The sequence below is a fragment of the Microbacterium sp. PI-SA-G genome (genome assembly GCF_057215335.1).
The window spans coordinates 430,255-456,012 of sequence record NZ_CM170103.1 but is presented as its reverse complement, the minus strand read 5'-3'; the positions used below and the strand labels follow the sequence as shown (position 1 = coordinate 456,012).

26 protein-coding genes and 1 pseudogene are annotated in these 25,758 nt (G+C 67.6%); 10 read left to right on the top strand and 17 right to left on the bottom strand.

The features are described 5' to 3' along the window. Positions 1 to 43: 43 nt before the first annotated feature. The gene (locus AC2D10_RS02355; protein WP_484710230.1) at positions 44 to 595 is read left to right on the top strand and encodes a hypothetical protein; all 552 of its coding nucleotides are present in this window, start codon (positions 44 to 46) and stop codon (positions 593 to 595) included. Here the strand turns inward: AC2D10_RS02355 and AC2D10_RS02350 are convergent. The 10 genes and pseudogenes from AC2D10_RS02350 to pdxS all read right to left on the bottom strand — a co-directional run bounded on the left by AC2D10_RS02350 (position 582) and on the right by pdxS (position 10,833). Further along, entirely contained in the window at positions 582 to 2,834 is a 2,253-nt protein-coding gene (locus AC2D10_RS02350) for a RelA/SpoT family protein (protein WP_484710229.1), read from the bottom strand. The genes AC2D10_RS02355 and AC2D10_RS02350 overlap by 14 nt on opposite strands. Before the next feature lie 67 nt (positions 2,835 to 2,901). Beyond that, positions 2,902 to 3,891 (bottom strand): protein translocase subunit SecF, encoded by a 990-nt coding sequence (secF, locus tag AC2D10_RS02345; protein ID WP_484710228.1) that lies wholly within the window; start codon positions 3,889 to 3,891, stop codon positions 2,902 to 2,904. Beyond that, a complete protein-coding gene (gene secD / locus AC2D10_RS02340; protein WP_484710227.1) occupies positions 3,891 to 5,639 on the bottom strand; it encodes a protein translocase subunit SecD in 1,749 nt (582 codons plus the stop codon). Before secD ends, secF begins: the two co-directional genes overlap by 1 nt. A 55-nt stretch (positions 5,640 to 5,694) precedes the next feature. Beyond that, complete coding sequence (locus AC2D10_RS02335) at positions 5,695 to 6,129, bottom strand: preprotein translocase subunit YajC (protein WP_484710224.1); 435 nt, start codon at positions 6,127 to 6,129, stop codon at positions 5,695 to 5,697. A 77-nt stretch (positions 6,130 to 6,206) separates the two neighbouring features. Then, positions 6,207 to 7,231 (bottom strand): annotated as a pseudogene (gene ruvB, locus AC2D10_RS02330) (Holliday junction branch migration DNA helicase RuvB). Continuing rightward, positions 7,224 to 7,844 (bottom strand): Holliday junction branch migration protein RuvA, encoded by a 621-nt coding sequence (gene ruvA / locus AC2D10_RS02325; protein WP_484710223.1) that lies wholly within the window; start codon positions 7,842 to 7,844, stop codon positions 7,224 to 7,226. Before ruvA ends, ruvB begins: the two are co-directional and overlap by 8 nt. A 9-nt stretch (positions 7,845 to 7,853) precedes the next feature. Next, complete coding sequence (ruvC, locus tag AC2D10_RS02320; protein ID WP_484710222.1) at positions 7,854 to 8,435, bottom strand: crossover junction endodeoxyribonuclease RuvC; 582 nt, start codon at positions 8,433 to 8,435, stop codon at positions 7,854 to 7,856. Between the two features lie 45 nt (positions 8,436 to 8,480). Next, the gene (locus AC2D10_RS02315) at positions 8,481 to 9,242 is read right to left on the bottom strand and encodes a YebC/PmpR family DNA-binding transcriptional regulator (protein ID WP_484710220.1); all 762 of its coding nucleotides are present in this window, start codon (positions 9,240 to 9,242) and stop codon (positions 8,481 to 8,483) included. 99 nt (positions 9,243 to 9,341) lie between these two features. Further along, the gene (gene pdxT, locus AC2D10_RS02310) at positions 9,342 to 9,944 is read right to left on the bottom strand and encodes a pyridoxal 5'-phosphate synthase glutaminase subunit PdxT (RefSeq protein ID WP_484710219.1); all 603 of its coding nucleotides are present in this window, start codon (positions 9,942 to 9,944) and stop codon (positions 9,342 to 9,344) included. Next, the gene (pdxS, locus tag AC2D10_RS02305) at positions 9,934 to 10,833 is read right to left on the bottom strand and encodes a pyridoxal 5'-phosphate synthase lyase subunit PdxS (RefSeq protein WP_484710217.1); all 900 of its coding nucleotides are present in this window, start codon (positions 10,831 to 10,833) and stop codon (positions 9,934 to 9,936) included. The genes pdxT and pdxS overlap by 11 nt, the downstream gene beginning before the upstream one ends. Positions 10,834 to 10,947: 114 nt before the next feature. On the opposite strand from pdxS, the gene AC2D10_RS02300 reads away from it, so the two are divergent. Further along, positions 10,948 to 12,255, top strand: a complete 1,308-nt coding sequence (locus AC2D10_RS02300; protein WP_484710215.1) for an aminotransferase class I/II-fold pyridoxal phosphate-dependent enzyme — start codon at positions 10,948 to 10,950, stop codon at positions 12,253 to 12,255. Between the two features lie 43 nt (positions 12,256 to 12,298). Further along, positions 12,299 to 13,150 (top strand): pyridoxal kinase PdxY, encoded by an 852-nt coding sequence (gene pdxY / locus AC2D10_RS02295; protein WP_484710214.1) that lies wholly within the window; start codon positions 12,299 to 12,301, stop codon positions 13,148 to 13,150. 3 nt (positions 13,151 to 13,153) lie between these two features. On the opposite strand, the gene AC2D10_RS02290 is transcribed toward pdxY, so the two are convergent. Together AC2D10_RS02290 and thrS are read right to left on the bottom strand one after the other, a co-directional pair. After that, on the bottom strand, positions 13,154 to 13,687 hold the full coding sequence (locus tag AC2D10_RS02290) for an HIT family protein (protein WP_484710213.1): 534 nt from the start codon (positions 13,685 to 13,687) through the stop codon (positions 13,154 to 13,156). 27 nt (positions 13,688 to 13,714) lie between these two features. After that, on the bottom strand, positions 13,715 to 15,643 hold the full coding sequence (thrS, locus tag AC2D10_RS02285) for a threonine--tRNA ligase (protein WP_484711786.1): 1,929 nt from the start codon (positions 15,641 to 15,643) through the stop codon (positions 13,715 to 13,717). A gap of 323 nt (positions 15,644 to 15,966) precedes the next feature. Here thrS and AC2D10_RS02280 point away from each other — a divergent pair, with 323 nt between their 5' ends. The 5 genes from AC2D10_RS02280 (at position 15,967) to AC2D10_RS02260 (ending at position 21,981) form a co-directional block, all read left to right on the top strand. Further along, positions 15,967 to 19,110 (top strand): alkaline phosphatase D family protein, encoded by a 3,144-nt coding sequence (locus AC2D10_RS02280; RefSeq protein WP_484710211.1) that lies wholly within the window; start codon positions 15,967 to 15,969, stop codon positions 19,108 to 19,110. Positions 19,111 to 19,169: 59 nt separating this feature from the next. After that, positions 19,170 to 19,595: an alpha/beta fold hydrolase gene (locus tag AC2D10_RS02275; protein WP_484710210.1), complete on the top strand. Its 426-nt coding sequence runs from the start codon at positions 19,170 to 19,172 to the stop codon at positions 19,593 to 19,595. 56 nt (positions 19,596 to 19,651) lie between these two features. Next, on the top strand, positions 19,652 to 20,059 hold the full coding sequence (locus AC2D10_RS02270; protein ID WP_484710209.1) for a DoxX family protein: 408 nt from the start codon (positions 19,652 to 19,654) through the stop codon (positions 20,057 to 20,059). Positions 20,060 to 20,099: 40 nt separating this feature from the next. After that, entirely contained in the window at positions 20,100 to 21,449 is a 1,350-nt protein-coding gene (locus AC2D10_RS02265) for a cryptochrome/photolyase family protein (protein ID WP_484710207.1), read from the top strand. Between the two features lie 379 nt (positions 21,450 to 21,828). Then, positions 21,829 to 21,981, top strand: a complete 153-nt coding sequence (locus AC2D10_RS02260; RefSeq protein WP_484710206.1) for a hypothetical protein — start codon at positions 21,829 to 21,831, stop codon at positions 21,979 to 21,981. Positions 21,982 to 22,038: 57 nt separating this feature from the next. On the opposite strand, the gene AC2D10_RS02255 is transcribed toward AC2D10_RS02260, so the two are convergent. Both AC2D10_RS02255 and AC2D10_RS02250 read right to left on the bottom strand, forming a co-directional pair. Next, a complete protein-coding gene (locus tag AC2D10_RS02255) occupies positions 22,039 to 22,503 on the bottom strand; it encodes a BLUF domain-containing protein (protein ID WP_484710205.1) in 465 nt (154 codons plus the stop codon). After that, positions 22,500 to 22,763: a hypothetical protein gene (locus tag AC2D10_RS02250; RefSeq protein ID WP_484710204.1), complete on the bottom strand. Its 264-nt coding sequence runs from the start codon at positions 22,761 to 22,763 to the stop codon at positions 22,500 to 22,502. Before AC2D10_RS02250 ends, AC2D10_RS02255 begins: the two co-directional genes overlap by 4 nt. Before the next feature lie 194 nt (positions 22,764 to 22,957). On the opposite strand from AC2D10_RS02250, the gene AC2D10_RS02245 reads away from it, so the two are divergent. Beyond that, complete coding sequence (locus tag AC2D10_RS02245; RefSeq protein ID WP_484710203.1) at positions 22,958 to 24,415, top strand: glycosyltransferase family 2 protein; 1,458 nt, start codon at positions 22,958 to 22,960, stop codon at positions 24,413 to 24,415. 94 nt (positions 24,416 to 24,509) lie between these two features. On the opposite strand, the gene AC2D10_RS02240 is transcribed toward AC2D10_RS02245, so the two are convergent. Both AC2D10_RS02240 and AC2D10_RS02235 read right to left on the bottom strand, forming a co-directional pair. Beyond that, complete coding sequence (locus AC2D10_RS02240) at positions 24,510 to 24,782, bottom strand: hypothetical protein (protein ID WP_484710202.1); 273 nt, start codon at positions 24,780 to 24,782, stop codon at positions 24,510 to 24,512. Between the two features lie 103 nt (positions 24,783 to 24,885). Continuing rightward, positions 24,886 to 25,158 carry a hypothetical protein gene (locus AC2D10_RS02235; protein WP_484710200.1) on the bottom strand — a complete coding sequence of 91 codons (273 nt, stop codon included), beginning with the start codon at positions 25,156 to 25,158 and terminating at the stop codon, positions 24,886 to 24,888. 110 nt (positions 25,159 to 25,268) lie between these two features. On the opposite strand from AC2D10_RS02235, the gene AC2D10_RS02230 reads away from it, so the two are divergent. After that, on the top strand, positions 25,269 to 25,496 hold the full coding sequence (locus AC2D10_RS02230; RefSeq protein ID WP_484710199.1) for a DUF2188 domain-containing protein: 228 nt from the start codon (positions 25,269 to 25,271) through the stop codon (positions 25,494 to 25,496). Positions 25,497 to 25,545: 49 nt separating this feature from the next. Here AC2D10_RS02230 and AC2D10_RS02225 read toward each other — a convergent pair whose 3' ends face one another. Continuing rightward, positions 25,546 to 25,746, bottom strand: a complete 201-nt coding sequence (locus tag AC2D10_RS02225; protein ID WP_484710197.1) for a glycine zipper domain-containing protein — start codon at positions 25,744 to 25,746, stop codon at positions 25,546 to 25,548. Positions 25,747 to 25,758: the final 12 nt, after the last annotated feature.

Here is a 25,758-nt window from a genome sequence, read left to right as displayed (position 1 = left end):
CGACAGGTCCTGAGCGCGGGGTGCGCTACGCCACACTGGCGTGATGCACCCCGCGCTTCTGTTCCTCCCCGGAGATCGCCTGAGTCTGTCTGAGCTCAGCGCGGCACGGCTCGACGGGCATGTCGTCGAGATGGGCGACGCCTACGTCCCCGCCGATCTCGTGGAGAGCTGCGACGTGCGGGCGAGTTCTGTCGCAACTCTCGTGCGCGCGGGGACCGCGGCCTCCGGTCCCACCGCGGCGTGGATCCACGGAGCCGGCGACACTCCGCCGACGGTGCATCACGTGCAGCGCGCAACCACCCGCCGCGTGCGCCCGCGGCCGAGCCACCGCCTCGTCTTTCATGACACTCCGCTTGCGCCCGACGACATCGTGCGTATCGGCGGCATCGACGTCGCGTCCGCGTCGCGCACGCTGCTCGATCTGGCCCTGGGAGTGCACCGCGAGCCGGGACTCCTGCTCTGGGCGCAGCGACTGGCGCTGACGATGCCGGCGTTGGTCGCCGAGACGGCCACCGCGGTGCACGCTCTCGAACGCGTTCCGGGAACACGGGTGGCGAAGGAGATCCTCACCGAGCTCGCCGTCAGGACGAGGTGACCCGGTACACGTCGTACACGGCGTCGATGCGACGCACCGCGTTGAGCACTCGGTCCAGGTGCACGGCGTCGCCCATCTCGAACACGAAACGGCTCAGGGCGAGACGCTCGTCGTTCGTGGTCACGGTCGCCGACAGGATGTTCACGTGATGCTCGCTGAGCACGCGCGTCACATCGGACAGCAGTCCCGACCGGTCCAACGCCTCGACCTGGATCTGCACCCGGAACACGCTCTTGGTGGTCGGCGCCCACGACACCTCGACGAAGCGGTCCTGTTCGGACGCCAGCGCCTTCACGTTCACGCAGTCCGCGCGGTGCACCGAGACACCGCTGCCACGGGTCACGAAGCCGACGATGCCGTCTCCCGGAACCGGGGTGCAGCACTTGGCGAGTTTGACCAGGATGTCGTTGGCGCCCCGGACCAGGATGCCCGAGTCGCCCGTGCGGGGTTCTCGTGACGGTGCGCTGCCGGGCAGGTCGATGGTGCCGGTGGTCGGATCGTTGGCCGTGATCAGCGCCGTGACCTTCTCGAGCACCGACTGCGTCGAGACGTGTCCCTCGCCCACCGCCGCGTACAGGGCGGAGACATCTTCATAGCGCAGCTGCTGGGCGACCTCCGAGAAGGAATCCTGGCTCATCAGCTTCTGCAGCGGGAGGTTCTGGCGGCGCATCGCGCGAGCGATGGACTCCTTGCCCTGCTCGATCGCCTCTTCGCGACGCTCCTTGGTGAACCATCCGCGGATCTTGTTACGAGCGCGGGTGCTCGCGACGAAGCCGAGCCAGTCCTGGCTCGGACCGGCGTCGGGGTTCTTCGAGGTGAACACCTCGACCACGTCACCGCTCTTGAGTTCGGACTCCAGCGGGACCAGTCGTCCGTTGACCTTCGCACCCATCGTGCGGTGGCCGATCTCGGTGTGCACGGCGTACGCGAAGTCCACGGGAGTGGCGCTGGCCGGAAGCCCGATCACACGCCCCTTCGGGGTGAAGACGTAGACCTCCTTGGCGCCGATCTCGAACCGCAGGGAATCGAGGAACTCACCCGGATCAGCCGTCTCGGCCTGCCAGTCCGAGATGTGTGCGAGCCACGCCATGTCGGCGTCGGAGGCACGAACCTCGGTCTTGCTGCCGCCGTTCATGCGCTCTTTGTACATCCAGTGCGCGGCGACGCCGTACTCCGCCTGCTGGTGCATCTCGTGCGTGCGGATCTGGATCTCGACCGTTCGGCCGGCAGGGCCGATCACCGTCGTGTGCAACGACTGATAGAGGTTGAACTTCGGCGTGGCGATGTAGTCCTTGAAACGCCCGGGCAGCGGTGTCCACCGGGCATGGATCGCGCCGAGCACCGCGTAGCAGTCGCGCACGGAGGCGACCATCACGCGAATGCCGATCAGGTCGTAGATGTCGTCGAACTCACGACCGCGGATGACCATCTTCTGGTACACCGAGTAGAGCTGCTTCGGACGGCCGATCACCTTGCCGCGGATGCGCAGGTCGCGCAGATCCTCGTCGATCTCCTCGACCACCTGCGTCAGGTACTTCTCGCGCTGCGGGGTGCGCTGGGCGATGAGGCTGTGGATCTCGTTGTAGATCTTGGGGTGCAGCACGGCGAACGAGAGATCCTCGAGCTCGGACTTGATCGCCTGGATGCCGAGCCTATTCGCAAGAGGCGCGTAGATCTCGAGCGTCTCCTTGGCCTTCTTCGTAGCCTTCTCGGGCGGCACGAAGCCCCAGGTACGCGCGTTGTGCAGGCGGTCTGCGAGCTTGATGAGCAGCACGCGGATGTCCTTCGACATCGCGACGATCATCTTGCGGACGGTCTCGGCCTGCGCGCTCTCGCCGTACTTGACCTTGTCGAGCTTCGTCACCCCGTCGACGAGCATGGCGACCTCGTCGCCGAACTCCGCCGTCAGCTCGGTTAAGGCGTAGCCGGTGTCCTCGACCGTGTCGTGCAGGAGCGCCGCGGCGATCGCGCGCGGACCGAGTCCCAGCTCCGCGAGGATCTGCGCGACCGCGAGCGGGTGGGTGATGTACGGCTCACCGCTCTGGCGCTGCTGACCGGTGTGCTTGTCCTTCGCCACCGCATAGGCACGGGAGATGACGGCGAAATCACCCTTGGGGTGATTCGCGCGAACGGTGCGGATCAGATTGTCGAGATCGTTGACGCGGGACGCGCGCGAGAAGATGCGGGGTACCAGACGCCGCAGGCTCGAACCCTGCGACACCGCCGGTGCATCCGCCATCCACTCACCTCCCGAACTGAATAATTCTACGCGTGCCGCGGCCGGGTGGGCCCGGGCGGCGAGTCGATCAGACCTCGACGGCGGACTTGCTACGTGCTTCGCGCACGCGCGCGTCGCGCTCCTTGAGCTGCGGCTCGTTCTCGCGGAACAGCGAATACAGCGGCGCGGCGACGAACAGCGTCGAGTACGTCGCCACCAGGATGCCGACGAAGATCGACAGCGAGATGTCGGTCAGCGACTCGGCACCGAGCCAGAAGCCACCGATGAAGAGCACCGCTCCCACCGGGAGGGCGGCCACCACCGACGTGTTGATCGAGCGCACCAGGGTCTGGTTCACGGCGAGGTTGACGGATTCGCCGAACAGCCGGGACGACTTCTCCCCGTCTTCCAGCGTGTTCTCTCTGACCTTGTCGAACACCACCGTCGTGTCGTACAGCGAGTAGGCGAGGATCGTCAGGAAACCGATCACGGCCGCCGGCGAGATCTCGAATCCGGCCAGCGCGTAGACGCCGACCGTGATGACGAGCACGTCGAGGAGACCGATGATCGCCGCCGCCGACATCTTCCAGGTGCGGAAGTAGATCGCGAGGATCAAGAAGGTCAGCGCGAGGAAGATCGCAAGTCCCCACAGCGACTGACGCGTGACGTTCTCACCCCACTGCGGACCGATGAACGACGAGGTCACCTCGCTCGGCTCGACCCCGTAGGCGTCGGCGAGGGCGTTCGCGACCTGCTGGGTCTCCTCCGCGCTCATCTGATCGGTCTGCACGCGGACGTTGACCTCGCTGACGGTGACGACCTTGGTCGCCGCGCCCGGGACGACGGTGCGCACAGCTTCGGAGGCCGTGTCCTGGTCGGTGCTGTCGGGTGCTGTCACCGTGAACTGCGAGCCGCCGGTGAACTCGATCGAGAACTGGATCGGGCGGATCAGCGGGACGAGGGCGGAGCCCACGACGAGGACGATCGCGATGATGAACCACAGTCGGCGCTTGCCGACGAACGGGAACGACGTCTTCCCGCTGTACAGATTGTTGCCGAACTCACTCATGGAAGGCATCAGTTGTCTCCCTCTCTTCCGGCTGTGTTCGATTTATCGCCCGCGAGGGCTTCGGCGCGCTTGCGTTCGGCGATCGTCTGTCGGCGCTCTGCCTCACCGCGCGCGCGGGAGTTCTTCGCTCCGCGTCCGGCACTGGCGGTGGCCACGGGGCGGAACTGCGAGCGGCTGCGGTAGACGGCGCCGAGTGCCTCGGGGTCAAGGCCCGACAGCTTGTGTCCTCCGCCGAAGAACCGGGTCCGCGCGAGCAACTGCATCACGGGGTGCGTGAAGATGACGAAGATCATGACGTCGATGACGGTGGTGAGTCCGAGCGTGAACGCGAAGCCCTTCACCGTGGAGTCGGCGAGGATGTAGAGCACGACGGCCGCGAGGATGTTGATGGACTTCGAGATGTAGATCGTGCGTCGCGCGCGACCCCATCCGTCCTCCACCGCCGAGGTGATGGACTTGCCGTCGCGCAGCTCGTCTCGGATTCGCTCGAAGTACACGATGAACGAGTCGGCCGTGAACCCGATCGAGACGATCAGACCCGCCACGCCCGCGAGCGAGAGGCGGAAGCCGAGACGCCAGGCCAGGATGCAGATCACGATGTACGTCAAGACGGCCATCACGGCGATCGAGGCGATGATCACCGAGCCCAGAGCCCGGTACACGATCAGCGAGTAGATCGCGACGAGCGCGAGACCGATGAGACCGGCGATCAGGCCGATCTGCAGCTGCTGCGTGCCCAGCGTCGCCGAGATGGTGTCGGAACTCTGCACGGTGAAGCTGAGCGGCAGTGCGCCGTACTTCAGCTGGTCCGCGAGCGTGGTGGCCGACTCCTGTGTGAAGCTGCCCGAGATGCTCGGGCGGCCGTCGAGGATGATGCCGTTCATCGTCGGCGCGGAGATGACCGCGCCGTCGAGCACGAACGCGAACTGATCACGCGGGGTGAGCCCGTCGATGCGGTTCTGGTTCAGGCGCGTGCTGACCTTGCCGAACGCGTCGGCGCCGTCGGGGTTCATCGTGAGCTGCACGATCCAGGCACCGGACTGCGGGTCGCGGCCACTGGTCGCGTCGTCGATCGCCGTACCGGTGAGCTCCGCCGGGCCGAGGAGGTACTTCGCCTGTCCGAGGTCGTCGCAGGCGATCAGCGGCTGATCCTTCGGGGCGCTGGCGGCATCGTTCTGCGGGTTGCTGCAGTCGTACGCGAGGAACTCGGCCTGGAGCTTCGGGGTGACCCAGGCCAGATCGCTGCCGTCGGTCGGCTCCGCCGTAGGAGTCGCCTCGAGCGCGGGGTCGGGTGTCGGGTACGGCGTCGCGTTGCCGTCCTCCCCGACAAACTCGGTGCTGGCCGCCGTGGTGGCGAGGACCGCGCGGAACTCGAGCTGCGCGCTGGACTGGATCCGCTCGCGGGTCTGCTCGTCGGCCTCGCCCGGGATCTGGACGACGATGTTGCGTCCGCCCTCGGTCGTGATGTCGGCCTCGGCCACACCCGAGGCGTCGACACGCTGACGGATGATCGCCGCTGCCTGGTCGAGCTGCTCCTGCGTGGGGTCAGCGCCGTCCTCGGTCTCGGCGCTGAGGACGATCTGCGTGCCGCCCTGCAGGTCGAGAGCGAGTTCCGGTGCCCAGGAGCTGGCCGGCGCGCCCTCCGCGTCCTTGAAGACGTGGACGCCCAGGGCGTTGATGCCGAACAGCACACCCGTCACGAGGAGCAGGCCGAGGAGGACCCGCCAGGCGTGACGGACGGGAGAAGATGAAGCCACGTGTGTTCAGCTTTCTGGGAGGCCGGAGTTCCGAGTACCGCGCGAGCGCGGCGAGTTACTTGTCGTCTGCGTCGCGCTCGAGACGAGCGCGCGTCTCCTCGGGAGTCTCGACCGTCGAGGCGGTGCCGCGGTCAGCGACCTCGTCGACCACGATGATGTCGTCGCCCGCGGGCTCGGCGACGATGGCGTCCGCGGCATCGACGTCATCGACCACGACGTCCTTGGGCTCGACGATGCGCAGGATGGCCTGGCTGTGCACCTCGATGATGGTGCCGGGAGCGATCTCGACGAGTGCCGGCGAGTCGAGATCGTCGTGGTCGTAGGCCACGATCGTGCCGAAGATGCCGCCCTGCAGGAGCACCTTCACACCGGGGACCGTCTTGGTCGCCTTCTCCTCCTGCTGTGCCTTCATCTGCTTCGTGCGCTTGCGCGTGTTGAAGATCATGAAGACCAGGAGGACGGCGAGCAGTCCGAAGAGGAGGATTTCCATGGTGGGGGTAGCGCCTTTCTCAGGTGCACGCACCAGCGTTTGGGCGCACAAAGATATCCGGGGGAAGTCTCCAGCGATTATAGGTCATCGAGCGTGAGCATCCCGTCGGGGTGCTTCACCCCGAGATGCGCGTAGGCCTCGGGCATCGCGATGCGACCGCGGGGCGTGCGGCCCAGGAAGCCGATGCGCACGAGGTACGGCTCGACGACGCTCTCGACCGTCTCCGCCTCTTCACCGACCGCGACGGAGAGGGTGCTGAGACCCACCGGACCGCCGCGGAACCGCCGCACGAGTGCTTCGAGCACGGCGCGGTCGAGCCTGTCGAGACCGATGGTGTCGACGTCGTAGAGCTGGAGGGCGGCCTGCACGTCACCCAGGGAGGCCGCTCCCCGCTGTGCACCAGCGCGTAGTCGCGCACGCGGCGCAGCAGACGGTTGGCGATACGGGGTGTGCCGCGCGAGCGACGCGCGATCTCGGACAGCGCGTCGGTGGGCACATCGACCCCGAGAAGCTGCGCCGAGCGGGCGATGACCTGCTCGAGCTCGTACTCCTCGTAGAACTCCAGGTGCCCGGTGAAGCCGAAACGGTCGCGCAGCGGGTTCGGCAGCAGCCCGGACCGCGTCGTGGCTCCGACGAGAGTGAACGGAGACAACTCGAGCGGAATGCTCGTGGCGCCGGCTCCCTTGCCCACCATGATGTCGATGCGGTAGTCCTCCATCGCGAGGTACAGCATCTCCTCGGCGGAGCGTGCCATGCGATGGATCTCGTCGATGAAGAGCACCTCACCCGGCACGAGGCTCGAGAGCAGGGCCGCCAGATCGCCGGCGTGCTGGATGGCCGGTCCGCTCGACAGGCGCAGCGGCCGCTGGCTCTCGTGCGCGATGATCATCGCGAGCGTCGTCTTGCCGAGCCCGGGAGGGCCGGCCAGGAGGATGTGATCGGCCGGGCGGCCCTGGATGCGGGCGGCGTCGAGGAGCAGCTGCAGCTGGCCGCGGACCTTCTGCTGCCCGACGAACTCGCCGAGGCTGGACGGACGTAGCGCGCCTTCGATGGCGAGCTCGGTCTCGTCGACCGGCTCGGCGGCGTCGAGCGCGTCAGACACGCGTCTGGCCTCCCTGCGCAGGACCCAGCAGGGCCAGGGTGCGTCGCAGCAGCGACGACACCGACGCTCGCTCGGCTTCGGTCGCCTCGGCCGCCGACTGGGTGGCGGCTTCGGCGGCGACCTTCTCCGACCAGCCCAGCCCCACCAGGGCCACGGCGACCTGTGCCGCGATGTCGTTGCCGGACGTGGCCGCCTTCGGGGAGGCCGAGACGACGGCGTGGACCTTGCCGGCGAGCTGCAGCACGATCAGCTTCGCCGTCTTCGGGCCGATGCCCGACACTCGGCGGAACGGCGCGTCGTCTTCCGACGTGACGGCGGCGGCGATCTGATCCACCGTCATGTGTGAGAGCACCCCGAGCGCCGACTTCGGCCCGACGCCGGTCACGCTGATCAGCAGTCCGAAGATCTCGAGCTCCTCCCGCTCCGCGAACCCGTAGAGCGAGAGCGCGTCCTCGCGCACGATCAGACTCGTGTGCAGCGCCAGGCGCTCGCCGACCGTGGCGGTGTGCGCGACATCGGCGGGAACCGCGACGGAGAACCCGACACCTCCGACTTCGACGACGACCTGGTCGGTCGTCGCATGCAGGACGACACCGTGCAGGGAGGAGATCATCCTCTCAGCCTACGGGGCCGATCGTAGGTATGTTCGAGCGACACGCTCGGCGTCGGCCCAGGCGCGCTGCGCCCGGGTCAATGCGGACTGCCCCGGAGCGCCCGGAGCTCCGCGACGCCAGGCGTGGCACAGGGCGATCGCCAGCGCATCGGCCGCGTCAGCGGGCTGCGGCGGCGCATCCAGACGCAGGATGCGGGCGATCATCGACTGCACCTGGCGCTTGTCGGCGGCGCCGTACCCCGTCACCGCAGCCTTCACCTCGCTCGGGGTGTGGGTCGCGGCGGGCAGACCGTGCTCTGCGGCGATCAGAAGCGCGACGCCGCTGGCCTGCGCGGTGCCCATGACCGTCTGCGTGTTGTGCTGCGCGAACACCCGCTCGACCGCGACCGCATCCGGTCGGTGCTCGGCGATCACGGCGCGGATACCTGCCGCCACGATCGCGAGCCGGTCACCGATCTCGGCGTCCGGAGACGAACGGATCACGCCGACGTGCACCAGCGTGCCACGACGCGAGCGATCGACGTCGACCACGCCGACGCCGCACCGGGTCAGGCCGGGGTCGATGCCGAGCACGCGCAGAGAGGTCGTCACGATGTCAGGCTATGCCGCGACGACCCCGAGCCGCGTCCGGCGCGCCTACGCCTCGTCGTTCTCGAGCTCGGCCTGAACCTCGGGGGTGAGGTCGAAGTTGGTGAAGACGTTCTGCACGTCCTCGCTGTCCTCGAGCGCGTCGATGAGGCGGAAGATCTTGCGGGCCGTGTCGGCGTCGATCTCGACCTTGAGGTTCGGCACGAACTCCACGTCGGCGGACTCGTAGTCGATCCCGGCATCCTGCAGTGCGCTGCGCACCGAGACCAGGTCGGTCGCCTCCGTGACGATCTCGAAGCCCTCGGCGTGCGGCTCGATCTCCTCAGCCCCCGCCTCGAGCGCCGCCATCATGACGTCGTCCTCGGTGGTGCCCTCGGAGCCGACGACGATGATGCCCTTGCGGCTGAAGTTGTAGGCGACGCTGCCCGGGTCGGCGAGCGTTCCGCCGTTGCGGCTCAGCGCCGTGCGAACCTCGGCGGCCGCGCGGTTCTTGTTGTCGGTCAGACACTCGATCATGAGCGCCACGCCGTTGGGTCCGTACCCCTCGTACATGATCGACAGGTACTCGACGGACTCCCCGCCGATGCCGGCGCCGCGCTTCACTGCGCGATCGATGTTGTCCTTGGGCACCGAGGTCTTCCGGGCCTTCTGCACGGCGTCGAAGAGGGTCGGGTTCCCCTGCATGTCGGCTCCGCCGAGCTTGGCGGCGACCTCGATGTTCTTGATGAGCTTGGCCCAGGACTTCGCGCGCCTGGAGTCGATGATGGCCTTCTTGTGCTTCGTGGTGGCCCACTTGGAATGCCCGGACATGGTTCTCCGCTCGTCGTATCCGCCCGGGCTCAGCCCAGGGCATCGTCAAGTCTAACGAACTGCGGCCACGGTCACGCGTGAGATGGTCTGAGACGCCGCTCAGGCGCCGGCAAACTCCCGCACACGCGTCAGGAAGAGCGCGTGGAACCGCGACTCGCCGTCCACCTCGGGGTGGAAGCTCGTCCCCAGGAGATTGCCCTGCTGCACCGCGACGACCGCCCCGCCCGGCAGCGACGCCAACACCTCGACACCGGCTCCGACGCGTTCGACCACGGGCGCGCGGATGAACGTCGCCCGCACGGGCTGCTCCCCCAGCGCCGGCACGTCGAGCGTCGTCTCGAAGGAGTCCGCCTGACGCCCGAACGCGTTGCGCCGAACCGCGATGTCCACCCCGCCGAACGACTCCTGCCCGGCGATGCCGTCGAGCACCGTGTCTGCGAGAAGGATCAGCCCGGCGCAGGTGCCGTACACCGGCATCCCGGCGCTGATCGCGTCGCGGATCGGCCGCTGCATCCCGAACAGTCGCGACAGCTTGTCGATCACACTGGACTCCCCACCCGGGATGATCAGTCCGTCGACCACGGCGAGCTCTCCGGGCCGGCGGACGAGGGTGACGTCGGCGCCGAGACCGGCGAGCAGGGCGGCATGCTCACGCACGTCGCCCTGCAGCGCGAGCACGCCGACGCGGGGACTACCAGCCACGCTCGGAGAGCCGGTGCGGCGCGGGCAGGTCCGACACGTTGATGCCGACCATGGCCTCACCGAGTCCGCGCGACACCTCCGCGACGACCTTCGGGTCGTCGAAGAACGTCGTGGCCTTCACGATCGCGGCCGCACGCTCCGCCGGGTTCCCGGACTTGAAGATGCCGGAGCCCACGAACACGCCGTCGGCGCCGAGCTGCATCATCATCGCGGCATCCGCGGGGGTCGCGACGCCGCCGGCGACGAACAGCACGACCGGCAGCGTGCCGGTCTCGGCGATCTCGGCGACCAGCTCGTAGGGCGCCTGCAAGTCCTTCGCCGCGACGAAGAGCTCGTCCTTGGTCATCGAACGCAGCACGTTGATCTCGCTGCGGATCTTGCGGATGTGCTTGGTGGCCTCCGAGACGTCGCCCGTGCCGGCTTCGCCCTTCGAGCGGATCATGGCCGCGCCCTCGTTGATGCGGCGGAGTGCCTCTCCGAGGTTCGTGGCTCCGCAGACGAACGGCACGGTGAAGCCGAACTTGTCGATGTGGTTGACGTAGTCCGCCGGTGAGAGCACCTCGGACTCGTCGATGTAGTCGACGCCGAGTTCCTGGAGAATCTGCGCCTCGACGAAGTGCCCGATGCGCGCCTTCGCCATCACCGGGATCGAGACCGCGTCGATGATGCTGTCGATCATGTCGGGATCGCTCATGCGCGACACCCCACCCTGTGCACGGATGTCTGCCGGGACCCGCTCGAGCGCCATCACCGCGACCGCTCCCGCATCCTCGGCGATCTTGGCCTGATCGGCGGTGACGACATCCATGATGACGCCGCCCTTGAGCATCTCGGCGAGGCCGCGCTTCACGCGCGCGGATCCGGTGGCGGCCTTCTCGGTGACGGTCATGTCGGTCCTCTCGGAGGGACGGATCGCGACGCGGTTCGTGCGATTCCATCTCAGATTTGATCTATGTCAAAAGATAGCACCGTCCGTGACGACCTAGAATCGAGGCGAGGACACATGAGCGACGACATCACTGGAACGACCGCGGCAGAGATCGCCGACAGCGTGCGCGCCATGCTCGAGCGCGGCACCCTCAGCGCCGGTGACGTGCTTCCGCCGGTGCGCGAACTCGCCACCATGCGCGGCGTCAATCGCAACACCGCCGTCGCCGCCTACCGACAGCTCGCTCAGGCCGGTCTGGTGGTCTCTCGCGGACGGGCCGGGACGGTCGTCGCCGGAATGGATGCCGTGGCCCAGGAGGGATACGCCTCTGACACCGTGCTGCGCGACGTCGGGACCGGCAACCCCGACCCCTCGCTGATCCCCGATCCTTCGGCGGCGCTCGCCACGGTCGCCGGTCGCCCCGTGCTCTACGGGGAACCGGTGATCGACGAGGGTCTCGCCCGGTGGGCGCAGGAGTGGATGGCACCCGACCTCTCCGAGAGTCCGTTCCGCATCACCGTCACCAGCGGTGCGGTCGACGCCGTCGAACGACTGCTCGCCCAGGCGCTCACTCGCGACGATGCGGTGGCGCTCGAGGACCCCTGCTTCCTCGCCAGCATCCACACCGTGCGCCTCGGCGGTTACCGCGCTGTGCCCGTCCCGGTCGACGCGGAGGGGATGACCGTCGACGGCCTTCGCGCGGCGCTCGCCGCGGGAGTGCGGGCGGTGATCTGCACGCCCCGCGCGCAGAATCCGACCGGCGCGAGCCTGACCGCCCGCCGTGCCGAAGATTTGCGCGCGGTCCTGGCCGACCACCCCTACGTGCTGCTGATCGAGGACGACCACTTCTCGATGCTGTCTCAGCGTCGTTATGAGAGCCTGATCGGTCCGGGGCATCGTCGCTTCGCGCTCGTCCGCTCGGTGTCGAAGTTCCTGGGCCCCGACATGTGTCTCGCGCTCGCGGCGACCGATCCCGAGACGGCCGAACGACTGGCGATGCGACTGAGCCCGGGCACCACCTGGGTGAGCCACCTGCTGCAGCGGCTCACTCTCGCGCAGCTCACTGATGCGGATGCCGCGGCGCGCGTCGCCTCGGCCGGAGCCCACTACGCCGAGCGCAACGAGGCGTTCGCCGCGCGTCTGCGCGAAGCCGGCATCGCCATCGCCACCACCGAGGGCCTCAGCCTGTGGGTCGAACTTCCGCGGCCGGCCCGCCTGGTCGCCGAGCGTCTGATGCGCCGCGGGTGGCTTGCGCGCACGGGCGACGACTTCGCCCTCGGCGAGCGTGCGGAGCCCTCCCGCCACCTCCGCCTGACGGTGCACGACTTGTCCGATGACGACGCCGACACGCTCGTCACCGATCTCATCGCGGCGACGCGATGATCACCGACGCGGGCAGCTGCCCGCCTGAACGAAAGGGACGCCGATGAAGATCCTCTCCATCCAGTCCGCCGTCGCGTACGGCCACGTCGGCAACTCCGCAGCGGTGTTCCCGCTGCAGCGCATCGGCGTGGAGGTGCTCCCCGTCTACACGGTGAACTTCTCCAACCACACCGGCTACGGCGCCTGGCGCGGACCGATGATCTCACCCGACGACGTGCGCGAGGTGATCACGGGCATCGAGGACCGCGGCGTCTTCGACCGGATCGACGCGGTGCTCAGCGGCTATCAGGGCGGCGAGGGCATCGGCGACGTGATCATCGACGCGGTCGCGCGCGTGAAGGCCGCGAACCCGAAGGCGCTCTACGCGTGCGACCCCGTGATGGGGAACGCGAAATCAGGCTGCTTCGTCGCACCGGCCATCCCTGTGCTGCTGCGCGAGCGCGTCGTCCCGGTCGCCGACATCATCACCCCGAACCAGTTCGAGCTCGGCTTCCTGACCGGCACTGAGCCCGACACGCTGGAGTCCACTCTCGCGTCGGTCGATCTGGCGCACGCGATGGGTCCCCGCACCGTGCTCGTAACGAGCGTCGAGCGTCCCGACCGCGAGGAAGGCACCATCGAAATGCTCGCGGCCGACGACACCGGCGCCTGGATCGTGCAGACCCCGCACCTGCCGATGAAGGCGAACGGCTCCGGCGACGTCACCGCGGCGCTCTTCACCGCGCACTACGTCGAGACCGGCAGCGCCCAGATCGCACTGGAGCGCACGGCGTCGAGCGTCTACGACCTGCTGAAGGCCACGCTGGACTCCGGCGACCGCGAACTGCAGCTGGTCGAGGCGCAGGAGTTCTACGCCAACCCCCGCATGCAGTTCACCGCGCGTCAGGTGCGCTGAGACTCAGCGCGGCCAGGCGTCGGCCACGGCCTCCCGCACCTCGCCGAGGAGCTGCGGGAGCGCCTTGGTCTTCGCGATGATCGGAAAGAAGTTCGCATCCGACGTCCACCTCGGCACCACGTGCTGATGAAGGTGGCCGTCGACGCCGGCACCGGCCACGGCGCCCTGATTCATACCGAGGTTGAACCCGTCGCATCGTGACACCTCGCGGAGCACGCGCATGGCGGTCTGCGTGAGGGCGCCGATCTCGGCGACCTCCTCGGGTGTGGCCTGGTCGTACGTGCCGATGTGACGGTACGGGCACACCAGCAGGTGTCCGGAGTTGTACGGGAACAGATTCAGCAGCACGTAGGCGGTCTCACCGCGCGCGACGATCAGCCGCTCGGCATCCGGATACTTCGGCGCCTCGCAGAACGGGCACTCCTCCCGCAACGGCTCGGGCCCGGCCTGGATGTAGGCCATCCGGTGCGGCGTCCACAGACGCTGGAACTCGTCGGGCACGCCGACCAGGCGCCCGGCGTCTTCCAGCTCAGCCATTGCCGTGTCCGCGCACTCGCCCGCGGGTCACGCCAGATCCCCTGCCGTCTGCACGAGGGTGTGCGCGTCGATCGCACCGCGGATCCGGGCGACCGCGTCGGCGATCGGCACCCCGTTCTCCTGCGTGCCGTCGCGGTACCGGAACGACACGGTTCCGGCGGCGCGATCCTGCTCGCCGGCGATCAGCAGCAGCGGCACCTTGCCGGTGGTGTGCGTACGGATCTTCTTCTGCATGCGGTCGTCCGAGCTGTCGAGCTCGGCGCGGACCCCCGAGTCGCGCAGCGTGCGGATCACGTCGCCGAGATAGTCCGCATACTCCTCGGCCACCGGGACGCCGACGACCTGCAGCGGGGACAGCCAGACGGGGAAGTCGCCGGCGTAGTGCTCGAGCAGGATCGCGAAGAACCGCTCGATCGAGCCGAAGAGAGCGCGGTGGATCATGATCGGGCGCTTCTTCTGCCCGTCCTTGTCCATGAATTCGAGCTCGAAGCGCTCGGGCAGGTTGGGGTCGACCTGAACGGTCGACAGCTGCCACACTCGGCCGATCGCATCACGCGTCTTCAGGTCGATCTTCGGACCGTAGAACGCGGCCTCGCCGGGGACCTCCGTGAGCTTGAGCCCGGACGCCATCGCGACCCGACGGAGTGCATCGGTCGACGACTCCCAGAACTCCTCCGAGCCGATCCACTTGGATTTCTCGTCATCCTTCATCGAGAGCTCGAGCTCGAAGTCGCTCAAACCGAAGTCGCGCAGCATCGACAGGATGAAGTCGAGGACCTTCGCGACCTCCTCCTCCAGCTGGTCGGGGGTGACGAAGAGGTGCGAGTCGTCCTGGGTGAACCCGCGCACGCGAGTGAGACCGTGCAGGGCGCCGGAGAGCTCGTTGCGGTAGACCGTGCCGTTCTCGGCGAACCGCAGAGGCAGGTCGCGGTAACTGCGCGCACGCTCCTTGTAGATCAGGATGTGCATCGGGCAGTTCATCGGCTTCAGGTAGTAGTCCTGGCCCTGCTTGGTGATCTCGCCGTTCTCGTCGCGCTCCTCGTCCATCACGATCGGCGGGAACATGCCGTCCTTGTACGTGATGAGGTGGTTCGACGTGAGGAACAGGTCCTCCTTCGAGATGTGGGGCGTGTAGACGTACGTGTAGCCGCCCTCGATGTGACGCTTGCGCGCGTGCTGCTCCATCTCGCCGCGGATCATGCCACCACGCGGGTGCCAGACCGACAGTCCTGAGCCGATCTCCTCGGGGAACGAGAACAGGTCGAGTTCCTTGCCCAGGCGACGGTGATCGCGCTTCGCTGCCTCCTCGAGGCGGTGCTGGTACGCGCGCAGCTCGTCCTTGGTGGGCCACGCCGTGCCGTAGATGCGCTGCAGCTGGGGGTTCTTCTCGCTGCCACGCCAGTAGGCCGCGGCGATGCGGGTGAGGTCCCAGCCGTTGCCGATCATGCGGGTGTTCGGCAGGTGCGGGCCGCGGCAGAGGTCCTTCCAGACGACCTCGCCGTCGCGGGTGGTGTTGTCGTAGATCGTCAGCTCGCCCTCGCCGACCTCGACCGACGCGCCTTCGGCCGCTTCCTTGCCCGGGCCCTTGAGACCGATCAGCTCGAGTTTGAACGGCTCGTCGGCCAACTCGGCGCGAGCCTCATCGTCCGTGACGACACGGCGGACGAAGCGCTGACCTTCGCGGACGATGCGCTGCATCTCCTTGGAGATGGCCTTGATGTCCTCGGGAGTGAACGGGGTTTCGACGCCGAAGTCGTAGTAGAACCCGTCGGTGATGGGCGGACCGATGCCGAGGTTCGCCTGCGGATTGATGCGCTGCACCGCCTGCGCCAGCACGTGCGCGGCGGAATGGCGGAGGATGCTGAGACCGTCAGGGCTGTCGATCGTGACCGCTTCGACCACGTCGGTGTCGGTCACTGTCGTGGCGAGATCCTTGAGATCGCCGTTGACGCGCATCGCGACGACGTTTCGGTCAGTGAACAGGGCGAAGCCGTCATTCGGCCGGGCGTTTTCAGGCACAGAAACTCTCCATCTTGGTCGGTGTCCAGGTTACTCGTTCCGCCCGGGCGGTTCGGACTCCTCCCCGCACCGGAACGCTCGACTGCCGTTCACCAAGTTGTCGCGAAGTTGTCATGATAACTCCCGCACGATCTTCGCCTTAGGTACCTACGCTCGGGGTCACAACCACTGAATGCGCACCCCCTCGACTTCCCCGCTCCGGTCAGACACCGCCAGGCGTGTAGGGCCCGTGCCATCGCAGACTCCCCCAGGAGAACAACATGAAGAAGAAGCCGGACTCTCCCGAGCGCACCTCCCCCTTCGTGACCAGCCGACGCGGCTTTCTCGGCGGTGCCGCCGTCGCCGCCGCGACCGCAGTGTTCACCGAGACAGGGGTCGGGGCCGCGGCGGCCGCCGACGACACGCCCCTGCGCGTCGCCGTGCTCGAACATCGCGATCAGTGGACGGGCGGCACCGGCCTGGCGGAGCTGATGAAGAGATCGGGCTTCTCGGTGACCGCGCTCGACACCGCGAAGTCTGCCACCGACCAGGGGGTCGACGTCATCGCCTTCGGCGGATTCACGAACAACGCTCCGTCCTACAGCTCCTTCATCGCAGCCCAAGCCGAGTCGCTGCGCGCCTTCGTCGCGGCGGGCGGAGTGGTGCTCGACATGGCCCAGTCCGACCAGTTCAACGCCACGGTCGCCTATCTCCCCCCGGGGATGACAGCGTCGCGCAACGACTCCGACTACGACACGATCTTCCCGGTCGCCGCGGAGCACCCGCTCGTCGCGCATCTCCGCGTCGTCGACGGGAAGGTCTTCACCGGTCGATCCACGCAGATCCGCGTGAGCTGGGAGTCGCTGCTCGGGTGGAGCAACATGCGAGTGCTTCTCGCGTGCACGGGCTCCGGGCGACCTCCGGCGATGCTCGAAGGAGCGCACGGCCGTGGTCGTTTCATCCTCACCAGCCTGACGATCGACAAGGTCTACAACGCGGCCGGGCAGACGATCCAGCCCGCGGCGGCCCTCGCAGACAGCGAGATGTTCTTCACGGCCTTCGCCACCTACGTGCGCCAGGTCATCGCCGGGACGGCGCCCGAGGTGACGCCGACGATGCAGCCGATCGCCGGCCCGCTGGTCGGCGACACGGGCACCGAGCACTCCCGCATCCTCATCCGCCCGGGCGTCGACCTCCACGATCGCACGGACTGGACGCTGGAGTACGGAACCGACGGCGGCACACGACGCACGGTGAGCGCGGTGCTGTCGCCCGAGAACGACCACACCGTGCTCTTCGACGTCACCGGCCTGACGGCGGCGACGGCTTACACCTATTCGATCCGCCCCGACGGAGAGCGCATCCCGGGTCTCGACATCTCCGGACGTTTCTCGACGGCGACCGAGGACGACGCTCCCACCAAGCTCGTCATCGGACTCGGATCATGCGTGTGGACCGAGGTCAACCACATCTGGGACACGATCCGCGCAGAGGGCTGCGAAGCCTTCGTGTTCCTGGGTGACACGCCCTACATCGACAGCACGAACCTGCAGACGGCGCGGGACAAGCACCGGGCCTTCCTCCAGCAGCCGCAGGTGCGAGAGGTCACGCGCAACATGCCGATCTGGGGCACGTGGGACGACCACGATTTCGGGGGCAACGACGTGCACGGCGACATGCCGGGCAAGCGCAACAACCGCACGGCGTTCGTCGACTACCGCGCCCACGCGTCGTACGGGCACACCACGGTCGGCGAGGCGCTCAGGGACCGCACTGCGGAGGGCGAAGGTATTTACACGTCTTTCCGGCGCGGCCCGCTCGAGGTGTTCCTGCTCGATCCGCGCTGGTTCAGCCGCACGGAGGCGAGCTGGGCCGATTCGGCCAAGCAGACCGCGATCGGCCGCGTGCAGTGGGAGTGGCTGCAGGAGAAGCTGCTGGCCAGCAGCGCACCGTTCAAGTGCATCGCGACCGGGATGATCTGGGACGACAAGATGAACGGCGAGTCCGACGACTGGGGCACGTACGCGCACGAACGCGAGATGATCTTCGACTTCGTGCAGGAGAACCGGATCGACGGCGTGTTCGTGCTGGGCGGAGACATCCACGTGTCCCGCGCACTGAACTACGGTCCGCGCCTCGGATACGACCTCTGGCAGTTCATCGTGAGTCCGATGCACAGCTCCGTCATCCCGAGCCTGAACGTCCCGAACCCCGCTCTCGTGCACAGTGCCGTCGAACCGCATGTCTTCATGCGGCTGGAACTGGACACCACGGTGACGCCCGCGACGATGACCGCGGTCTGGATCAACCGCGACGGGGAACGCCTGTTCGAGGTGAAGACCGACTCCGAACAGCTCACCCCCCAACCTGCACTGGTCACGTTGGCCTCCGCGGCGACCGAACTCGTGCCCGGACAGTCCACGACTCTCACCACCGAGGTGACCAACCAGTCCGGTGGGGTGCTCCGCCAGGTGACGGCGGGTCTCGAGGCCCCCGAGGGCTGGCAGGTGACCGCTGCGACGGACCCGAAGCTCCGCAAGCTCGAAGACGGTGAGAGCCGCACGACGAACTGGGTGGTCGAGCCGCCGATCGGAAGCGCACCCGGGAGCGCACTGCTCACGGCGACTGCCGGCTTCACATCGTCGGGAAGGAAAGGCTCCGTCGCGCGCGCGGCGGCTGTCTCGGTGCTCGCCGACGGAGTCATCCCGCGGTCGCGGGTGAGCATTGCCGGCGTGAGCTCGGAAGACACGGCGAGCGGAGGACTCGCCGCGAACGTGATCGACGGGAATCCGTCATCGATCTGGCATTCGCGCTGGTCCACCGACGCACCGCCGCATCCGCACTGGATCGCACTCGACATGGGGTCGGAGCATCTGCTCGACGGTCTCGGTTACCTTCCCCGTCAGGATGGAGGCGCCAACGGGAACATCAAGGACTACGAGGTCCTCGTCTCGCGAGACGGTGTGGACTGGGGTTCGGCGGTCGCGAAGGGCTCGTTCGCCCCCGGGACCGCCATCGCGCGCGTCGAGTTCCCGGAGGTCCGAGCGCGCTACCTGAAGCTGGTGTCGCTCTCAGCACAGAACGGCGCGAAATTCGCCGGCGCCGCCGAGCTCACCCCCCTGGGCACGATCGTTCTCGGGGATCGGCCGCATGTGCTGATCGCCGTCACCACGGCGTCCCGTGACGACAAGACGGTTCTGACCGTCGAGGTCACGAACCAGGAAGAGGTCCCCGTCGACGCGGAGATCCGGACCGACTACGGAAAGCGCAAGCTCCGCGCCATCCGTCCAGGGAGGAGCGCGTTCCATGACTTCACCGTACGGCGCTCATCGCTTCCGGCGGGCCGCGTCGAGGCGGAGGTCACGGGACGGATCTCGGGAGCGGTGCAGACGAACACGCTCAGAGTCCTGTACCCGGCGAGCTGACCCCAGAAGCCGGTCCCGCCGCCCACACCCCGGCGGCGGGACCGGCGATCGGGGCGGTCGTGGTGCTCGCACTCGCCACGACGACGGTGGTGAATGCCAGGGCGACGGCCGCGGAGCAGGACCGGATCGAGCCCTACGGCGGGGAGCGCACGGCCGAGAACATCGTCTCCGAGGTGCACGAGGCTCTCCAGAAGCTCGGTGTGGAGAAATACACGCTCATGGGTCACTCGATCGCCGGCATCTACGCTCTCGAGTTCGCCGAGCGCTACCCGGACGAGCTGACTGCCTTCGTCGGCATCGACTCGAGCGTGCCCGAGCAGCCCGGCATGGACGCCGCGTTCCCGACCGGGCTGCTTTCAGGCGGCCCGCGTCGCCGACGGAACCGTCATCGCCCTCCCCGGGGAGCACTACCTTCATCCCCCACAGTCCGCCAGATCGTGGAGATGTTCCGCGCCTGGGCGGGCATACGCCTCTCGGCAGGCTGATGCACCCACGGCAGGAGCGCTCCTCCGGTCGCCCGGGAATCACGTAGCGTGAGGGCATGAGAGCACTCGGCCGATGGACCCTCGCGATCGCCCTCGGCGCGATCGGTGTCATGCATTTCTCGTCGACGCGCGGCTTCCGCGTCGTGGTGCCCGACTGGGCGGTGCGAATAACCAGACTCGACAAGAACGACATCGTTCTCGCATCCGGTGCGGCCGAAGTAGCCCTCGCGGCGGGGTTGATCGCTCTGCCACGGGAGCGACGAAGGATCGGATGGGCCGTGGCCGCGTTCTTCGTCGCCGTGCTGCCGGGAAACATCCACCAGTGGCAGACGAAGCGCTCCACACCGGGTCTCGACACCGACGCGCGCCGGTTCGGGCGCCTCTTCCTGCAGCCGCTGCTGGTCGCTTGGGCGCTGTGGTGCACCACCGAAGAGGAGCCGACGAGCCGCGGTCGCCGCCGATGACTCTCGCCCGCCTTCTCACTGCGTCCGAGAGAATGGTGCGATGACGTCTCCTTCGCTCGTGTGGTTCCGCGACGACCTCCGCATCGCCGACAACCCCGCGCTGCGGGCCGCCGTGGACCGCGGAGAGCCGATCGTCGCGCTGTACGTGCTCGATGAGGAGAGTCCTGGCATCCGTCCCCTGGGCGGCGCCGCACGGTGGTGGCTGCATCACTCCCTCGCGTCCCTGGGCGAGCGGCTGCGCGAGCGCGGAGGGAACCTGATCCTGCGGCGCGGCCCCGCTGAGCGCATCGTACGCGAGGCGGTGACCGACACCGGTGCCGCGGCGGTGTTCTGGAATCGCCGTTACGGCGGACCGGAGCGCGCGGTCGACGCCGCCCTCAAGTCGTCGCTGCGCGACGACGGCCACGAGGTCGCCTCCTTCGCCGCGTCGCTGCTGCATGAGCCCTGGACGGTCACGACCGGCAGTGGCACCCACTACTCAGTCTTCACGCCGTTCTGGCGCGCCAGTCTCGCGCTGCCGGCGCCCCGCGCTCCCCTGCCCGAACCACAGGAGATCGAAGGACTCACCCCGCTCCCGGCCTCCGATGAGCTGGACGACTGGAAGCTCCTCCCCACTCGGCCGGACTGGGCCGCCGGCCTGCGCGAGACCTGGGAGCCGGGTGAGCCCGCCGCTCGGCGCCGCCTGCGGTCGTTCCTCGACGAGGACCTGCCGGACTACGATCGCGCCCGCGACGAGCCGTCCGGGGGCGCGACCTCCGGGCTGTCACCACGGCTCCGCTGGGGCGAACTCAGCCCGTTCACCGTGTACCACGAGGCCGTAGACGTCGACGGAGCCGGCGGGTTCCTTTCGGAGATCGGGTGGCGCGAGTTCGCGTGGCACACGCTCTACCACTTTCCCGATCTCGCAACGAAGAACCTCCGCAGCGAATACGACGCCTTTCCCTGGCCGCAGCTCTCCCGTTCGCACCTGGCAGCGTGGCAAAAGGGCGAGACCGGGGTCCCTCTCGTCGATGCAGGCATGCGGGAGCTGTGGCACACCGGGTTCATGCACAACCGGGTGCGCATGGTCACCGCATCGTTCCTGGTGAAGAATCTCCTGATCGACTGGCGCCAGGGCGAAGAGTGGTTCTGGGACACGCTTGTCGACGCCGACGGCGCGAGCAACGCGTTCAATTGGCAGTGGGTCGCGGGCTCCGGCGCGGACGCCGCTCCGTACTTCCGCGTGTTCAATCCGGAGCTGCAGGCCAAGAAGTTCGATCCGCGGGGACTCTACATCTCCCAGTGGGCCGCGGGTGCGCCGAGCGAGCCGATCGTCGATCTGGGAACGACTCGCAAGGCCGCGCTCGCCGCGTACGACGAGCTGAAGCGCACCAGTCGCGTCGAGGGCTGAGCGAGACCACGCGGATCCCCCTCATACCAGCTTCGCGGCATGAGGGGGACCCGGTGTGCGACGGCCGGCGTTGTTCACCTGGACATATACCCCATATGGCCGTGCCGTCTCCCTTCAGACGGCGATGATTCGCCTAGCCCGTCGTTGGGAGGTATTCAGTCCCCCGACTGAATAAATCCATTCTCTGGATCGTCGGATGTCTGTGCACAATCGTTGTCGCATCTCCACACCCGCGCACGCCGAATACTCAAGCAGAATGGACGAAACCGACAGATCGTCGCGCGCTCTGCGTAGAGTCGCGCATCGCGACGATCGTCAAGCCCCTCATGCGACGCGTCGAGACGCGTTACGGTCGCCGTAACGACAGACAGGAGACACCATGAGCGATCCGCAGAACACGCAGGGCAGGCCTGGAGCCGACACGGAGGCCGACACGGCCTCGGGTGGTTCGCCGGAGCAGGCCGACGAGAAGACGACCGAGCACACGACCGATGAGAACGGGATGCCGGTCGACAACCCCTCCGGCGGCTGACGGGTCTGACTGCAGAAGGTCCGGCGACGTCTCGCGACGATCACCGGGTCTTCTCTGTCAGCCGTGGCTTGCGGTCGCCAGGTCGCCCGAGCGCACGCGGAACCAGAGGGTGAGCTCGCTGAGAGCTCGTATCGCGTCCGAGCCTTCAACACCGTCGTCGAGGTCGGCGAAGGAGTCGCGGAAGCCTGCCGGGGCGTCGTCGAGGTGATCGTTCAGAGAGCGGTATCCCATGGTCCACTCGGCAAAGCGCCGAGCACCGATCGGCTCGTCCAAGAGGATGCGCATGTCTCGGTGCCGCGGATCGCGAGCGATTCGCTCCACGAGCGCGCGCACCGTCTCCCTCGGCCCTTCGAGGATCTGGATGAACCGCTCATTGCGATAGAGAAGCATGCCCGTGACGTCGCGATCGCCGTTGAGTGCCCGGCACTCCCCGAGAAGATGCGAGAGAGCACTCTCACGGAAGGGGGCGCTGGCCGTGCTGGTGTACACGAGGGACGTCAGCGCAGGATTCTCATCTGTCATCGGTGGACGATTCCCGTCATACCGGCATCGGTACTGTCATCGTCGGCCCCGACGAGACTGGTACGAGACACTGCGACTGTCGCCTCGTCGAGGGTCGGAAAGCTCCCGAGCGACTGCGAGCGGGCGTCGAACGCGATGTACTCGCCGTTCGCCTGCCGATCGACGTAACCGAGGAAGTCGCCGCCGCGACTGCCGACATGGAAACCTGCCTCGACGCACGCCCAGAGGACGTCGGAGGTACGAGGGCTGGGATTGATCACCAGGGAAGAATATGACCCTCCCGAGGAAAACGGATGCCCCTTGCGCGAGCCGATACCTGTGTGCCTCAGCGATGACGCGCAGGCACTGGCGACGAACTGTACGGAGCTCCCAGACGCAACCCCCAGGTCTGACGGCAGTGGAAGTGCCATGCTGGAAAGGTCGTCCGAGTGAATGGAAATCAGTGCCAGTTCGTGTGAGTGTCATCGTCCCCGTGTTCAATCCCGGTCCGTCGTTCGACGACCTGATCCGTTCGTTCGACGAGCAGACGATGGCATCCGGCAACTTCGAGGTCCTGCTCTGTGACGACGGATCCGACGAGGCCACGCGCGGGCGCCTCGAGACCCTCGAGCGCACGCGCCCGTACGTGCGCGTGCTGTGGCTCCCCCATTCCGGGTGGCCAGGTACGCCGCGCAACCACGGCATCGCCGAGGCGCAGGGCACGTACGTGCAGTTCGTCGACCAGGACGACCGCCTCTTCCCCGGCGCATTGCAGAAGCTCTGCGACTACGCTGACCGCCATTCCTCCGACGTGATCGTCGGCAAGGAGGTCGGAATCGGGCGGCCGCTTCCCCGGCGCATCTTCAGCCGAGACATCCCTGACGCGCGACTGGGCGAGGACCCGATCCTCGAGCTGCTCACCCCGCACAAGATGTTCCGTACCGCGTTCCTGCGCGACAACGACATCCACTTCCCGAACGGGCGCGTCCGGCTCGAGGACCACCTGTTCGTCATGGAGGCGTACTTCAAGGCGACCACGATCTCCGTGCTCGCCAGTGAGCCCTGTTACGCCTGGATCAAGCACCCCGGCAGCGCGAGCTCGTCACGCATCGAGCCGGAGACCTACTTCCCGCATCTCGAGGCGGTGCTCGATCTCGTCGAGGCGAACACCGAGCCCGGCAAGCTCCGCGATCGGCTCTTGCGCCACTGGTTCCGCGGGAAGATCCTCAAGCGGCTCTCCGGTCGTCAGATGGTGCGGTACCCCGATGACTACCGGCAGCGGTTCATCGACGTCGTGGGTCCGCTTGCAGAGCGCCGATTCGGGCCCGGGGTCGATGCGGGTCTCGCCTTCCCGAACCGCATCCGCGCTGCCCTGCTCCGCGCCGACCGGCGGTCGGACCTCCTGCAGTTCGCGCAGTTCGAGCACGACCTGGAGTGTCGCGCCGAGGTGACCTCCGCCGCCTGGACGCGAGGGGGCGGCCTGCTCCTCGGCGTGCGGGTCGCCATCACGCACGGCGGAGAACCGGCGCTCGTCCTCGAGCCCTCGGAATCCGCTCCGAAGCGCACCGTCTGGCGGGCGCCCCGCTGGCTCAATGATCTTCCTGCGCCGACGTTCGACGCGACACGCGACACGCGCGGCGACCAGGTCGAGGTGACGGTCAGCGACGACCGCTCGACAGAACTGCGTCATATCGCCAGCCGCCGGGCCGTGCGGAAGACGTCTGTGAAGATTCCGGTAGACCCGCTGCGCGTCTTCCGCGCACAGGACACCGCGCTGGAGGCCGCGTTGAGCGTGCGCGTACGCCGTGCCGGCTGGACCTTCGACGTGCCTCTGACCGCAGACCGCGCCGTGCTCGCCAACGTGGGCCGTTCCCCCTGCTCGCGGGCCGCACCTGCACCGTCGAGGTCGGTGATGACGGAAGGATCTCGCTGAAACGCGCGCGATCGTCCGGCGCGTGGAAAGATGCCATCGGCCGGGCGGTGCGGCGCGTGCGCTCGGCGGTGCGTCGCAAGTAGCTGCGACGGGGTCAGAGTTCCCAGTCGCTCGCGGGAACCAACGGCGACTCCTCGCCGAGCACGGCGCGGCGTCCGTGATCGACCGTGATCACGATCTTGGAGCGCGGGGTCACGAGAACGCTCACTGACCCCTCGCCGCCGTGCAGGTGCACGAACGTGGGCTGGGACCGCGCAGCCGACTCGATCTGCTGCATCAGCTCCACGAGGTCACGGTCGCGGTCCACGAGGAACGCGTGTCCATCGATCTCGACCCGTGCCCTCGTCTCCGCTCGTGTCTCGCTCATGGCGCGACAGTACGCCCGTTTCCGCCCTGCCGCGCAGGGGGTTGCGCCCGGACCGGGCAGCCGTTAGCCGCTTACCGGTCGCGCGACAGGCTGCCGTTCTCTCTCACGCGGAGCGGACGGAGAGCATCCGCCATCCGTCGGGAACCTTCGCCTCGAGGGCAGCCAGGTCGGGCGCCTCGATCTCGAGCGGCTCGTCTCGACGCTCATACTTGCCTTCGACGATGCGGATTCCTCCGGGCTTCATCTCGACATGCGCGGAGACCATGTCCCAGCCGTCGGTGGCCTGAGCGATGAGTTCAGCGCGAAGCTCCGGAAGCTCGGTACCCTCAACGGTCTGGGTGCGGGCCTCGGCGGGACGGATCAGGGCATACAGCATCGCTCCAGCCTAGGAGAAGCTAGAGCTTCGTGGCACTCCGGCGCAAGGGGCTCTCGCCCGAACACCGGTCGCAGTACAACGGGATCCACCTATTCCGAAGGAGGGAACCCATGCCGAAAGGCGACATCGAGACGTTTCACGAGGACGGCTTCTGGCACAACCGCGTCGAGGGTGAATCCGGGACTCTCGGCGGCAAGCACACCACACGTGCGGACGCCGTCATGGCCGGCCGGGATGCGGCGAAGCAGCGCGGCGTCGAGCACATCGTCCACAACCTGAACGGCCGGATCGGAGAGCGGGATTCCCACGGCCACGATCCACGCGACATCAAGGGCTGAGGTTACGATCCCCGCCCCGAGAGAACGGCACGATGCGTTGCGGTGCCTGTCATTCGGACTTCTCGTCCTGTCCCGAAGATCCGAAAGCCGCTCCCAGCGCAAGGCCCAACGCGAGACCAAGACCGGCACCGATGCCGACGTTGTCGAACAGTAACAACCCGGCCCCTGCGCCGATCGGAAGGCCGATAGCCATCCCGATTGCTACGCCGAGACCTGTCTTCTGATGGGAACTCTTGTCTGGTCCGGTCATCTTCAGAACACT

Bases quoted from the DNA above. Each gene is read 5' to 3' on its own strand.
- AC2D10_RS02355 (WP_484710230.1), top strand. From the start codon at position 44: ATGCACCCCGCGCTTCTGTTCCTCCCCGGAGATCGCCTGAGTCTGTCT.
- AC2D10_RS02350 (WP_484710229.1), bottom strand. From the start codon at position 2,834: ATGGCGGATGCACCGGCGGTGTCGCAGGGTTCGAGCCTGCGGCGTCTG.
- secF (WP_484710228.1), bottom strand. From the start codon at position 3,891: ATGCCTTCCATGAGTGAGTTCGGCAACAATCTGTACAGCGGGAAGACG.
- AC2D10_RS02335 (WP_484710224.1), bottom strand. From the start codon at position 6,129: ATGGAAATCCTCCTCTTCGGACTGCTCGCCGTCCTCCTGGTCTTCATG.
- ruvA (WP_484710223.1), bottom strand. From the start codon at position 7,844: ATGATCTCCTCCCTGCACGGTGTCGTCCTGCATGCGACGACCGACCAG.
- AC2D10_RS02315 (WP_484710220.1), bottom strand. From the start codon at position 9,242: ATGTCCGGGCATTCCAAGTGGGCCACCACGAAGCACAAGAAGGCCATC.
- pdxS (WP_484710217.1), bottom strand. From the start codon at position 10,833: ATGACCGTCACCGAGAAGGCCGCCACCGGATCCGCGCGCGTGAAGCGC.
- AC2D10_RS02300 (WP_484710215.1), top strand. From the start codon at position 10,948: ATGAGCGACGACATCACTGGAACGACCGCGGCAGAGATCGCCGACAGC.
- pdxY (WP_484710214.1), top strand. From the start codon at position 12,299: ATGAAGATCCTCTCCATCCAGTCCGCCGTCGCGTACGGCCACGTCGGC.
- AC2D10_RS02290 (WP_484710213.1), bottom strand. From the start codon at position 13,687: ATGGCTGAGCTGGAAGACGCCGGGCGCCTGGTCGGCGTGCCCGACGAG.
- thrS (WP_484711786.1), bottom strand. From the start codon at position 15,643: ATGCGCGTCAACGGCGATCTCAAGGATCTCGCCACGACAGTGACCGAC.
- AC2D10_RS02280 (WP_484710211.1), top strand. From the start codon at position 15,967: ATGAAGAAGAAGCCGGACTCTCCCGAGCGCACCTCCCCCTTCGTGACC.
- AC2D10_RS02270 (WP_484710209.1), top strand. From the start codon at position 19,652: ATGAGAGCACTCGGCCGATGGACCCTCGCGATCGCCCTCGGCGCGATC.
- AC2D10_RS02265 (WP_484710207.1), top strand. From the start codon at position 20,100: ATGACGTCTCCTTCGCTCGTGTGGTTCCGCGACGACCTCCGCATCGCC.
- AC2D10_RS02260 (WP_484710206.1), top strand. From the start codon at position 21,829: ATGAGCGATCCGCAGAACACGCAGGGCAGGCCTGGAGCCGACACGGAG.
- AC2D10_RS02255 (WP_484710205.1), bottom strand. From the start codon at position 22,503: ATGACAGATGAGAATCCTGCGCTGACGTCCCTCGTGTACACCAGCACG.
- AC2D10_RS02240 (WP_484710202.1), bottom strand. From the start codon at position 24,782: ATGAGCGAGACACGAGCGGAGACGAGGGCACGGGTCGAGATCGATGGA.
- AC2D10_RS02235 (WP_484710200.1), bottom strand. From the start codon at position 25,158: ATGCTGTATGCCCTGATCCGTCCCGCCGAGGCCCGCACCCAGACCGTT.
- AC2D10_RS02230 (WP_484710199.1), top strand. From the start codon at position 25,269: ATGCCGAAAGGCGACATCGAGACGTTTCACGAGGACGGCTTCTGGCAC.
- AC2D10_RS02225 (WP_484710197.1), bottom strand. From the start codon at position 25,746: ATGACCGGACCAGACAAGAGTTCCCATCAGAAGACAGGTCTCGGCGTA.